The sequence below is a fragment of the Xanthomonas sp. NCPPB 3959 genome (genome assembly GCF_056675575.1).
In genome coordinates this window covers 25,882-38,774 of record NZ_JBWWVR010000010.1, presented here as the reverse complement: position 1 = coordinate 38,774, position 12,893 = coordinate 25,882, and the positions used below count along the sequence as shown (strand labels likewise).

Sequence of the window (12,893 nt, the reverse complement as noted above, 5' to 3'; positions counted from 1 at the left end):
TGACGGCGGCTTGCTACGGTTTGTCAGTCGCTCCAAGACAACGGAAACGCTCAGCCGCAATAAATCGCAGTGATGTTGTTGTTCGGGCCGGTCTCGACAGTGAGGTGATCGCCACCGCTTTCGCTGGCGCCCTGGGCCGGATCGGCCAGGCCGCTGGCGGTGGTGCCGCCGGTGGCACGTTCGCCACGACGCACGCTGACCTGCAGGCTGTCGCTGTCCACGCGCGCACGTTCGATGGTCTGTGCCGCCGCGGCCAGGCCCACCGCGCCACGCACCTTGTCGATATGGCACTGGCCGGAGATGACCCCGTCGATGGGCTGCACCTGCACGAGCTGGTTGGAGGCACAGGCCGAGAGCAGCAACACGGCAGCGAGCGGGGCGAGGGTGCGAATCATCGAGGAGCTCCAGCGGAAGAATGCCGCAAGCGTGAAGAAAGCGTTGTTGGCGTGGCATGAAGACTTCCGGCCGCACGCATCGCGATGCCAGGCGTGGCATGCCCTGCCGCGGTCCGGGACGCAGGGCTGAGGCCCTCTTGCGTGACGCAGATGGTTCAGTAGCTTGCGATTACTTCTAAATATGGACGACTCCACTACAAATCTTCCGGCTAGTCGATCAATGGGCGCGTCTCTACTCTTTGCATCACCGGGGCAGCTTGCTCCACCACCGCAAAGGGATCCGTCATGAACGCACAACTGGCCACCGTCTACGCCGACCAGCAGCCGCAGCGCGAGCCCGGCGCGCAGGCCATTGCCCCGCCGCGTCCGGTGGTGTTTCGCACCCACGGCACCACCCGCGGTCCGATCACCCGGTTGATGAGCCCGGGCGACCTGGGCCAGCTGGTCAAGCCGTTCGTGTTCCTGGACCTGTTCACCGTCAAGCCGTCGATCGGTGGCGCGCCGATGGGCATGCATCCGCATTCGGGCATCGCCACGCTGACCTATCTGATGGAAGGCGAAGTCGGCTACGAAGACAGCACCGGCAAGCAGGGCACCCTGCCCACCGGCGGTGTGGAATGGATGCGCGCCGGCAATGGCGTCTGGCACGACGGTGTGCCGGTGGGCCAGTCCTCGGCCAAGGGCTTTCAGCTGTGGGTTGCGCTGCCGGCGGCCGAAGAAAACGCCCCGGCGCAGAGCCTGTATCTGTCGCCCGACGATGTGCCGGTGGCCGGCCCGGTGCGGGTGCTGCTGGGCCGCTACGGTGCGCTGGAAAGCAGGATCCCGGCACCGGCCGACATGACCTACCTGAGCGTGCAGCTGCAAGATGGCGAGCGCTGGCGCTATGTGCCGCCGGCCGGACACACCGTGGCCTGGATCGCAGTGCATGGTGGCCAGCTGGAAGCGGCCGAGACCATCGGCAGTGGCCAGATGGCGGTGTTCAAGGATGCCGAGCAGGCGATCGAGGTGGTGTCGGTAGGTGCGAGCTCCTTTGTGCTGGGCTCGGCGGTCAAGCATCCGCATGAGCTGGTGATGGGCCACTACTCGGTGCACACCAGCAAGGCCGCACTGGCGCAAGGCGAGGCGGAGATCCGCCGCATCGGCGAGCAGTTGCGCGCTCAGGGCCGTCTGGCCTGAGTCTGCGGCGGGCGCTGCACACGCCCGCCCAGTGTTTTTCGCCTACGCCTTGTCTGCCTGCCTGCGCGATGCAGTACCGAGAAGCACTACAGCACCGACAAGCGCAACGCACACGCGCAGACCGGTAGCAGGGCAACCGGCAGCGCACCCTCATGTATTTCACCCGCCGACACGCACACGTGTGCGTGCTCGGTCGCATCTCCAACGTCGTGGCAGTGCCACGCACCCCCACACAATCAGAGGCTTCATCATGAAACTGCTCCATCTCGATTCCAGCATCCTCGGTGGTTATTCGGCCAGCCGTCAGCTGTCGGCGGCCACGGTCGCCAAGTTGCAGTCCGGCCACAGCGATGTCGCAGTGACTTACCGCGATCTGTCCGCCGAGCCGCTGGCGCATCTGTCCGGCGCGCATCTGGCGGCCCAGCAGAATCCCACCGGCGACCAGAGCCCGGAACTGGCGGCCGAACTGGCCACCAGTGCAACGGTGCTGCAGGAATTTCTGGACGCCGACACCGTGGTGATCGGTGTGGCGCTGTACAACTTCACCATCCCGACCCAGCTCAAGGCGTGGATCGATCGCGTGCTGGTGGCCGGCAAGACCTTCCGCTACAACGCGCAAGGCGTGCCCGAGGGGCTGGCCGGCAACAAGCGGGTGATTCTGCTGGTGGCGCGTGGCGGCTTCTATGGCGCCGGCTCGCCGATGGCGTCGCTGGAGCATGCCGAAACCTACATGCGCACCGCGCTGGGCTTTGTTGGCGTGCACGCGCCGGAAGTGATCGTGGCCGAAGGCCTGGCCACTGGCGCAGACGCCCGCCAGGCGGGTATCGCCAGCGCCCAGCAGCAGATCGATGCGCTTGCTGCCTGAGTGGCGTCGCGGCTGAGGCGTGTCCAGCGGCATGAACTGCGCTGGTTTGCCCGGTGCCGATCATTCAAACGTGGCGAGACTGCATCGAGCGGACAGCGTGCCGCTCGATGCAATGCGTTATCACGACAATCACCGCACGCCGGGCATCGCGGCGCTGTTTGCCAAGCCAGCCACTTCTTTGCATTCAGGCCCATTCAATCGCGTCGTCACGGCCCGAATAAACGCCGAGACCGCACGTGGCTGATGGTGTCGGCTCGGGTAGAGCGCGTACAGGCTCTGGCCCTTGCGTTGAAAATCCGGCAGCACCACGGTCAGGCGGCCTTCGTCGATATCCGGCCAGGTGAGTGCCTGCGGCAACAAGGCGATTCCGAGCCCGGCCACCGCCGCAAGCCGCAGCGCGCGGGCGGTGGTGGCGGCCATGCGCGCCTGCACCTGGACGTCTTCGGCAAGCCCGGACGGGCCGACCAGCGTCCAGGTGGCATAGCCGCTTGGATGCGGAAAACTGATGCAGTCGTGCTGCGGCAAGTCGTCCAGCCGCAACGGCCTGCCGCGCGCCTGCAGGTAGCCGGGGCTGGCCACCAGTACATCGTTGGTGTCGGCCAGGATCTGGCGGCCGACATAGCCCAGATCCGTCACCACACCGCCGCGGAAGGCCACATCGATACGCTCGGCGATCAGGTCGGCCTTGCCATCGCTGAGCACGAATTCCAGGCGCACGCGCGGATGCGCGGCGAGAAATTCGCCGACCCATTCGACGCGAAAAAAATCCAGAAAATCCGCTGGCGCCGCCACGCGCACCAAACCGGCTGCTTCGTCGCCACCGGCCACCAGGCTCTGCCCGGCCGAGGTCAGCCCGTCTACCGCATCGGCGCAACGTTCAAAGAATGCTTGCCCGGCGTCGGTGAGGGTGAGCTTGCGGGTGGAGCGCTGCATCAGGCGCGTGTCCAGTTGCGCCTCCAGCTGTTGCACGCGCCGGCTCACGCTGTTGGGTGCAGTGCCCAGCCTGCGCGCGGCTTCGGCAAAGCTGCCGCTACGCACGACCTGCACATACAACGCGATGTCATTGAGATCGATCACCGGCGGCCTTGGCGCGTGTAAACGCGGAGTCTAAGCGTGGCGACTGCGCGTCGTCGATCATGGCGGCGTCGAGTGCTGTCTGCGGTAATCAGGTGCACCGGCAGTAAAGCGCGTCATGCCTGCGGATTTGCTGCAGGGCCCTTGCCCGCCCACCGTCGCGGGACACGCCGCAAGTACGTCCGTGTAGGCTCTTACGCGGCATCCATGCCGCGTAAGGTCCCACGACGGTGGGCGGGCAAGGACCAGTGGAGATGGTCGGTGTGCATGTTTTCAAGCAGCCGACCAACTTTCTGGTGCGGTGTCCTCGCCGATTGCGGGCCCATGTGGCGGCATGGATGCCGCCACTGAGCCTCCAGGGACGGATTCACGGCGTGTCCCGCGAGCGGTGAGGGCACCGCGCCCTCGACTAGCTCAGCTTTTGACTGTATCCAGACGCCTCTACGACTCAAATCGGTGTCCGCGCGCTTATTGCGTGCGCGTCAGCCCGTGGCGGTGCAGCAGCTGCCGCAGGCGACGCTGCACGCGCTGCAGATCGGCGTCGGCCGCTTCATCGAGAATGTCTTTGGCCAAGGCATCGAATTGCGGCCAGAACTGGCTGGGGTCGCGTACCCGCTGCGGCCACACCGACAACATCTTGCCCAGGTCGGAGAGCTGGTGATTGGTGTGGGTGCGTGTGCGCATGCTCATGTCGCGTCTCCCGGCCAGTCCAGGGCGACAGCGTGGACCGCACCGTCGTCAATCAGAGTGAAAGCAAGCTCGGCTTGCATCACTCCATCGATCTCCAACCGGGCTTCGACACCGGGGCGCTGGGTGACGTCGATGACGTAGGTACTGCTGCCGAAGCGATAGCGCAGCTGGTACTCCGGCCAGCTGGCCGGGATGCACGGCACGATGCGCATGCGCTCGCCATGGCGTTGCAGGCCGAGTAGCGATTCGGTCAGCAGCCGGTACATCCAGCCGGCCGCGCCGGTGTACCAGCTCCAGCCGCCGCGGCCGGCGTGTGGCGCCACCGCATAGACATCGGCCGCCAGCACATAGGGTTCGGCCTTGTAGCGCTGCACGCCTGCCGCGGCGCGGGCGTGGTGGATCGGGTTGATCATGCCGGCCAGTTGCCAGGCCCGCGCGCTGTCGCCCAGATGCGCGAAGGCCATCGTCGCCCACACCGCGGCATGCGTGTACTGGCCGCCGTTTTCGCGCACGCCGGGCACATAACCACGGATATAGCCGGGATCGTGTTCGGTGTGATCGAACGGCGGCACCAGCAGCTTGACGATGCCGGTCTCGGCATCCACCAGTTGCTGACGCATCGCCTCCATCGCCTGTGCACTGCGCGCCGGGTCCATCGCGCCGGACAACACTGCCCAACTCTGCGATAGCGAATCGATGCGGCATTCGTCCGAATCGCTCGAGCCCAGCGGTGTGCCGTCGTCGAACCAGGCACGCCGGTACCAGCGTCCATCCCAGGCATGCTGTTCCAGCGCGGTGCGCAAGGCGTGTGCATGCGCACGGCAGGTCGCTGCGAATGCGCCATCGTCGCGCTGCACCGCCACGTCTGCGAACCGCAGCAGTGTGTCGTAAAGGAAAAAGCCCAGCCACACGCTCTCGCCCTTGCCGTCCTTGCCGACCCGGTTCATGCCGTCGTTCCAGTCGCCGCTGCCGATCAGTGGCAGGCCGCGTTCGCCCAGGCGTGCCATGCCGCGTTGCAGGGCGAGCACGCCGTGCGCGTACAGCGACTGCACGTTGCCAGTGATGTGGGGCAGGTCGTAATACGATTCTTCCTCGGGCTTGAGTGCGCGCCCGTCGATAAAGCTGACGCGCTCGTCGAGCACGCTGGCGTCGTTGGTGACGTCCAGATAGCGGCACAGCGCCTGCGGCAACCACAGAAAATCGTCCGAGCACTGCGTGCGCACGCCGCGGTCTTGCGGCGGGTGCCACCAATGCTGCACATCGCCCTGCACGAACTGATGCGCGGCGCAGCGCAGCAGGTGGGCGCGGGTGAGCGCCGGCTGCGCGTGCACCATCGCCATGCTGTCCTGCAGCTGGTCGCGGAAGCCATACGCGCCACCGGACTGGTAATAACCGCTGCGTGCCAGGAAGCGGCAGGCGATGGTCTGGTAGAGCAGCCAGCCATTGGCCAGCAGATCCACCGCCGGGTCGGGTGTGGTCACCTGCACGGTGCCCAGAATCTGCTGCCAGTGTGCGCGCACTGCCAGCAGTGCGGTGTGCGCTGCGGCAACGCCACGACTCTGGCGCGCCAGTGTCAGTGCGCTCTCGCGATCGACCGCGGCGCCCAGGCGGAATACCGTTTCGAAGCTTTGTTCGGCTGCCAGCGTCACAGGGATCTGGATCGCCGCGCATGGGTCCAGGCCGGCACCCACGCGCCCGGACAAACGCTGCCGCGTGAGCGCGGCAGGTGCGGCCAGGCTGCCATTGCGCCCGAGGAATTCATTGCGGTCGGCGGTGATGCTGCGGTTGGGTGCATCGGCATCGAAGAACGCCACGCGGCCGTCGAACTCGGTGTTGTACGGGTTGCGCGCGGTGAGCACGCTGCTGCCCAGGTCGACCTCGCTGACCACATGCAGTTGCGAGCGCGTGCGGATGTCGCCCAGCACCCATTCCACGTAGCCGGTGACGCTGAGCCGGCGTGGACGGCCGGAAAGATTCTTCAGCCGCAGATGGCTGAACTTGATCGGCCGCTCCACATCCACGAACACCCACAGCTCGGTGCCGATGCCGTGTTCGATATGGCTGTAGACGCTGTAGCCGAAGCCGTGGCGCACCGTGTAGCGGCCACTGCCGCGGCATGGCAGCGCCATCGGCGACCACACCTGCCCGGTGTCTTCGTCGCGCAGGTAGAACGCCTCGCTGGAGGCATCGCCGACCGGGTCGTTATGCCATGGCGTGAGCCGGAATTCGTGCGCGTTTTCGGCCCAGCTATAGCCGGGGCTGCTGTCGCTGACCACGCTGCCGAACTGCGCATTGGCCATCACGTTGCACCACGGCGCTGGTGTTGCGACGCCTTCGTCCAGGGTGATGCGGTATTCGCGGCCGTCGGCGGCGAAGGCCCCCAGGCCGTTGTCGAACAGCATCGGCTCTTCGGCGGCAGCCTGCAGGGTCTTGTCCAGGTAGGCGGCATGCGTGCTGGCCAATTCATCGGCGCTGTCCGGTTGCCGGATCGGCTCCAGCAACGGCGGGTGCGCACGCGCGCTGGGGTGGCGCTGCAGTTGCGCATCCAGCGTGCCGTTGGCATCGCTCAGAATCGCCCGTGCCACGGTCTGCAGCAGCACGCGGTCTTCCTGCGAGATGTGTTCGATGGCGCGCACGAAGATGCCGCCGGGGCGGTCGAGCACATTGGCCTCGGGGTCGGCGGCGATCAGGCCCAGGATGGCGTCCTGCAATTGCTGGCGATAGCCGGCCTGGCTTTCGTTCCAGATCACCAGATCCGCACGCAGGCCTTTCAGGCGCCAGTACGCGTGCGCCTGCACCAGCTGGCGCACCAGGTCCAGATTGTCCGGGTCGGTGATGCGCAACAGCACGATCGGCAGGTCGCCGGAGATGGCATGACTCCACAGTGCCGACTGACCACGATGGTTGTGCAGCAACACCTCGTTGTCGGCGCGCAGTTGCGGGTCGACGAACAGCACGCGTGCGGCCAGCCGCTCGTAGAGCATGGCGTCTTCCAGCGAGGCGTTGATCTGCCGGCGGATGACCTGGCTCTGGGTCAGCGCCAGATCGAACACGCGGTCGGCCAGACGGCGGTCGCGGTACTTGTCGATCAAGGCGGTGCAGGCCTCGCGTTGGGTGCCGACGCCGTAGACCATGTCCACCTGCGCCTGTTGATCCGGCGCCAGCGAAATGCGGCAGCGGATCGCCACGATCGGGTCCAGCACCGAGCCGGCCGCGCCGGACAGGCTGGCGTGCGCGTGTGCGTGCAAGGCCAGCGGATTGCGGGTGCTGCGCCCGCGCCCGACGAATGCGGCGCGGTCGGTCTCATAGGAGATCGTCGCCACATCGGCATCGTGTACTGCCACCAGATGCAGCATCCACGGCTGCGCTTCGTCGTGCCCGCGCGGGCGCCGCGTGCACAACAGCGCCTGTTTGTCGGCCAGGATTTCGGTCTGCACGAACAGATTGCTGAAAGCCGGATGCGCCTCGTCGGCCTGCGCCGGTGCCAGCACCACTTCGGCGTAGGTGGTGATTTCGATCACCCGCGTCTGCCGCGACCGGTTGCGGATGCGCAGCCGGCGCAGCTCCACATCGTCCTCGGCTGAAATGGCGATTTCCAGATGGCTGTCGTAGCGCTGGTGGCTGCCCTTGAACTCGGCCTTGGCGTCGGAAAAGATCGCTTCGTAACGCTCCACCGGCACGCAGGTCGGTTGATGCGCGGCCGACCACACCGCGCCGCTGTCCACATCGCGCAGATAGCAGAACGTGCCCCAGTGGTCGCGGGTGCCGTCTTCGCGCCAACGCGTCACCGCCATGTCGCGCGCGCGGCTGTAGCCGCCACCGGCCGAGGTCAGCATGCCGTGGTAACGCCCGTTGGAGAGCAGTTGCAACGCCGGCTGCGGCAGGTTGGGGTCGCGATGGATACGCAACGCCATACCCGCCTCGGTGGCCACCGGGCGCTCGGCTGCTTCGACCAGGCCTTTGACGTAGACGCCGGCACGCGGTGCGCGCTCCTGCAACAGCAATAACGTGGCCTGGAATTGCGGGTCGGCGACAAAGCGTTTTTGCATCGGCGCATCGCGCAACACGTGGTCCAGCGCCAGCAGCGCCATGCCCTGGTGATGCGACATGAACGAGCGCACCAGCGCGTGTTGTTCGCCACGCGGCACGCGCGAGGGCGTGTAGTCGATCGCTTCGTACAAGCCGAAACGCCCGTCGAATCCCAGCGTCTGCAGCTGCTGCAGATTGCGGCAGGCCGCATCCGGTTCGACCATCAATGCCATCGCGCTGGCATACGGGGCGATCACCAGATCCTGGCCCAGCCCGCGCTTGAGCCCGAGCCCGGGCACACCGAAGGCGCGGTACTGATAATTGCGCCGCGTATCGACCGTGTTGTAGCCCGATTCGGAGACGCCCCACGGCACCGCGCGCGCCGCGCCATAGCGGATCTGCGCCTGCACCGCGCCGCGCATCGAGCGGCTCAGCAGTGTCTGCGGGTAGCTGGGCATCACCAGATCCGGCATCAGGTATTCGAACATCGAGCCGCTCCACGACAGCAGCGTTGGCTCGGCGCCGGTATCGGTGAGCGTGCGCCCGAGCGCGAACCAGCTCTCCTGCGGCAGCTTGCCCTGGGCGATTGCCACGAAGATGCCTAAGCGTGCCTCGGAAGCGAGCAGATCGTAACGGCCGCTATCCAGACGATGGTCGTCGACGTTGTACCCAATCGAGAGCAACTGCTGGGCGGGGCTATAGAGGAAGTCGTAGTCCATCTGCGCCAGTTGCCCGGCGATATGCGCAAGCCGTTGCAGCTCCAGCACGCGCTTGGCGGCCCAGGTCTGCACGCTCGGTGCGTTGCTGCCGTTGGCGAGCTGGCGCAGCGTGACGACTGCATCGCCGGGATGTTCTGCCGGGTGTGGATCGGTGCTGGCAAGCGCCGGTGCGCAATGGCCCAATTCGGCCAACGCCGCCTCGCAACTGCTCACCAGGCGTTGCGGCCACGGTTCCTCGTCCTCGTCCTCGCCACCGCTCGGCATCGAGGCCAGGATGGTGTGGCTCTGCGCCAGCAGCAGGCGCAGCGCTTCATCGGCCTGCTGCTGGCTTGGCGTGGGTTGGTTGCGGATCGCCTGCACGCTGTGCGTCATGGCGCTCAGTGCGGCGGTGGCGGCGTCGCTGCGCGGCTGCGCCTGCAGGGTGAGCACGCTCAGGGTATCGGCCAGCCCATCGAACACCGCCATCGAGACGGCCGGCGCATCCACCAGCGCCAGCAGCCCTTGCCGCAGCGTCAACAGATGCCCGACCAGGTTGCCGCTGTCGACGGTGGAGACGTAACGCGGCACCAGCGGCACCAGCGTCTCGGTGTCGTACCAGTTGTAGAAATGGCCGCGATAACGCGGCAGCGCTTCCAGCGTGGTCAGCGTATTGGCCACGCGGCTCATCACGCCGGCCACCGTCAGGTAGCCCAGATCGTAGGCCGCCAGATTGGCCAGCAGGCCTAGCCCGATATTGGTCGGCGAGGTGCGGTTGGCCACCACCGTGACCGGGTATTCCTGCACGTTGTCCGGCGGCAGCCAGTGGTGTTGCGCAGTGCAATGGCTTTCGAAAAACGCCCAGGTGCGCCGCGACAATCCGCCAAGGAAATCGCGTTGTTCCTGCGACAGCTGCGCCACCGGCGCGGCGGGCTGCTCGCCCAGCCAGGCCATCAGCCACGGCGCGCCCATCCACGCCAGCCCCAGCGGCAGCGCCGTCCACAACGCCAACGGTGCCCACCATGTCACTGCGGCGACCACCAGCGCCGCACTGCAGGCGGCGCCGGCCATCAGCTGTTGTTCGGCATTGCCGCTGCGCGCGCTGCGCTCCACTTCGCTGGACGGTGCCCACTGCAGCAGGTGGCGCTGGGTGATCGACATCCGCACCAGCGTGCGCGCGATGGCCGCCAGCTGCAGCCCCGCCTCGAACGGCAGGCAGGCCAGCACCACGCCGGTGCGCAGCAGGTGCTGACGCAGCCCCATCCCGACCTGGCGCGCGTGATGACGCAACCCCAAACCCTCGGGCGGATGCGCCAGCGCATACACCGCCGAACACAGACCCGGCAATAGCCACAACACCAGCAGCCATAGCGTCCAGCGTAAGGGAGTGGGCGAGCACAGCCAGCCGATCAGCAACAATGCAAACGCCGCCGGGGCCACCAGGCTGCGGCGCAGGTTGTCCAGCAGCTTGCCGCGCGACAACCACGACAACGGATTGCGCGCGCGCCGGCCACCGCGGTCGGGCACCCACGGCAGCAGCCACGGCAACAACTGCCAGTCGCCACGCACCCAGCGCGCGCGGCGCTTGGCATCGGTGGCGTAGCGCTGCGGGTGGCGCTCGTACAGACGCACGTCGCTGAGCAACCCGGCGCGCACATAGCAGCCTTCCAGCAGGTCATGGCTGAGCACGCGGTTGTCGGGGAAGCGGCCGGCCAGCACCTGCTCGAAGGTGGCCACCGCATAGATGCCCTTGCCGATGAAGGAGCCTTCGCCGAACAGATCCTGATACACGTCCGACACCACGCGGGTGTACGGGTCGATGCCCGGCTCGATGCCGAACATGCGCGCAAAGCGCGATTCGCCGCCCTCGCTCATGCCGGTGCCCAGGCCGGGCTGCAGGATGCCGTAACCGGCCTCGACGATCTGCCCGGCCGCATCCATGCGCGGCACATTCAACGGATGCGACATCGCCCCGACCAGCGCGCGTGCCGCATCGCGCGGCAGGTGGGTGTCGCTATCGAGCGTGATCACATAGCGCACCTGCACCAGCGCGGCGACATCGCCTTGCACCTGCAGGAATTCGTGGGCTGCCTGCAGCGGCGCATCGCCCGCGCACAACAGGCGGTTGAGCGCTTCCAGCTTGCCGCGCTTGCGCTCTGCGCCCATCCAGCAGCCTTCGCCCGCGTTCCACTGGCGTGCGCGATGCAGCAGGAAGAAGCGATCGCCGTGCGCATCGGCATAGGCCGCGTTGAGCCGGTGGATGTGCTGCGCCGCATGCGCCACCAATGCCATGTCGCCAGGCAACAGCGCTTGCGCGGCATCGAGAAAATCGGTGAGCAGTGCGAAGTACAGCTGTTCGTCGCGGTTGGCCAGGTAATGCACCTCCAACGCGTCGACCAGCTCGTCGATGGCCTCGGGGCTGGCCAGCATGCTCGGCATCACCACCAGCGTGCGGCAATCGGGTGGAATGCCCAGGCTCAGGTCCATGCGTGGCAACGGATGCGGGCGCACCCATAGCGTGGCCACCCAGTTGACCAGGGCGATGCCCAACTCGCTGGCGGCCAGCAGCGCGATGCCGGCGGTGATCCACCACAGCGCCGGCGGCAATGCGCTCACGCCCTGCAGCAATACACCGCTCCACAGCACGGCGATCACGGCGATCGGCAGCAGGTACACCGGCAGCGCAACGCGTCGCGCGCGTGGGCGTGGTGGTTTCGGTGGTTTCGGTGTGCCGGGTGCGGCTGGGTCGCGCAGCGCGCTCCGCAGCAGCGGCAATCCGGTATCCACCAGGTAGTAGCCCACGTGGCTGGCTACCGGTGCATCGGAGCCCGGCTGCGCGGCCAGGCGCAGGACGCACTCGGCCACCGCAGGCTCGTCGCGGTCCAGGCGCTGCGCCAGATGCTCCACCACATGCCGGTAGCTATCGCGGGTGTGGAAATCCATGCGTGCGTAGACGTCGGCCGGATCCTTGCGCAGGATCTGCTCTACCACGCTCATGGCCTCGACGAAGTCGCGCCAATCCATCTGGTCCAGAAACCGCAGGCTGCCGATGCTGTTGCTGATCGCCACCTGTTCGGCGGCCTGGCGTTGGCTCTCGGCATGCACCAGGCCTTCCACACTGTGGCCTTCGCTTGCCAGCCATTGCTCCACCCAGGCGCTGGCCATCGACAACACCGGCCCGCGGCCCTGGATGCCGCGCGTCAACTCGGCCACGAACGCACCGGTGGCCGGCGGCTGCGAGCGCGCCATATCGGCCACCACCACCACCACGTCCTTGGGTTGCGCCGCCGCCGTGGCGTTGAGCAACGCGGCCCAATGCGCGGCCAGGCGGGTGTCGCGGCCATCGTGCATGATGTCTTCGGCAATGCGGCGCAGGTTGTCGATCAGCGCCAGCCGTAACATGATCGGAATCGCCCACAGCTCGCCGAGTTTGAGTGGCGCCACCTGTTGATAGGCTGCAATGAAACGGCTCAGCGTGATCGTATCCACGCGCCCGTCGCCATGCGCCACCACCTCCAGGCCCAGCTCGTAGACGCGCGGCAGGCCAACCGAGGTGGGCGTGCGCAGACGCGGCAATTGCCGGCTGTAACCGGGCGGAAGATGTTGACGCGCCAGGCGCATCTGTTCTTCGACCAGATAATAGTTGTCCAGCAACCACTCGCCGGCCGGATGCAGGCGCAAGCCATCGGCCGACATTTCGGTCAATCGCGCTGCGGCCGTGCCGAGTGCGCGTTCGTTGAACTTGAGTTGCGACAACAGCAGTTCGCGGGTTGGCCCGGTGTAGAGCACATGCGCCTGTGCCAGGCTGTGCCCCAGCGCCTCCATCTGCTCGTCGCCAAACAAGGCGGCGCCTTCAGGCACTGCATCCCGCACCGACGGATGCTGCAGGGTTGCTGCTGGTTGGGTAATCGACTGCCACCAGAGAGAAAACGCAGAAGCCTTCCGCTGTGGCGGCATGGAGACATAACC

At 66.8% G+C, this 12,893-nt stretch carries 6 protein-coding genes; 2 read left to right on the top strand and 4 right to left on the bottom strand.

Annotated elements, in window-relative coordinates; translation table 11 throughout:
• Positions 1–50: 50 nt before the first annotated feature.
• Positions 51–395: a hypothetical protein gene (locus AC1KVG_RS13025; protein ID WP_006452222.1), complete on the bottom strand. Its 345-nt coding sequence runs from the start codon at positions 393–395 to the stop codon at positions 51–53.
• Between the two features lie 285 nt (positions 396–680).
• Between AC1KVG_RS13025 and AC1KVG_RS13020 the strand changes: the two genes are divergently transcribed.
• Both AC1KVG_RS13020 and AC1KVG_RS13015 read left to right on the top strand, forming a co-directional pair.
• Entirely contained in the window at positions 681–1,571 is an 891-nt protein-coding gene (locus tag AC1KVG_RS13020) for a pirin family protein (protein ID WP_481094671.1), read from the top strand.
• Positions 1,572–1,821: 250 nt separating this feature from the next.
• Positions 1,822–2,436, top strand: coding sequence for an FMN-dependent NADH-azoreductase (locus AC1KVG_RS13015; RefSeq protein WP_481094670.1), 615 nt, complete (start codon positions 1,822–1,824; stop codon positions 2,434–2,436).
• A 129-nt stretch (positions 2,437–2,565) separates the two neighbouring features.
• Here AC1KVG_RS13015 and AC1KVG_RS13010 read toward each other — a convergent pair whose 3' ends face one another.
• The 3 genes from AC1KVG_RS13010 to AC1KVG_RS13000 form a co-directional block, all read right to left on the bottom strand.
• The gene (locus AC1KVG_RS13010) at positions 2,566–3,513 is read right to left on the bottom strand and encodes a LysR family transcriptional regulator (RefSeq protein WP_481094669.1); all 948 of its coding nucleotides are present in this window, start codon (positions 3,511–3,513) and stop codon (positions 2,566–2,568) included.
• 465 nt (positions 3,514–3,978) lie between these two features.
• Positions 3,979–4,200, bottom strand: a complete 222-nt coding sequence (locus AC1KVG_RS13005; RefSeq protein ID WP_006450685.1) for a hypothetical protein — start codon at positions 4,198–4,200, stop codon at positions 3,979–3,981.
• Positions 4,197–12,881, bottom strand: a complete 8,685-nt coding sequence (locus AC1KVG_RS13000; protein ID WP_481094668.1) for a glycoside hydrolase family 94 protein — start codon at positions 12,879–12,881, stop codon at positions 4,197–4,199. The genes AC1KVG_RS13005 and AC1KVG_RS13000 overlap by 4 nt, the downstream gene beginning before the upstream one ends.
• Positions 12,882–12,893: the final 12 nt, after the last annotated feature.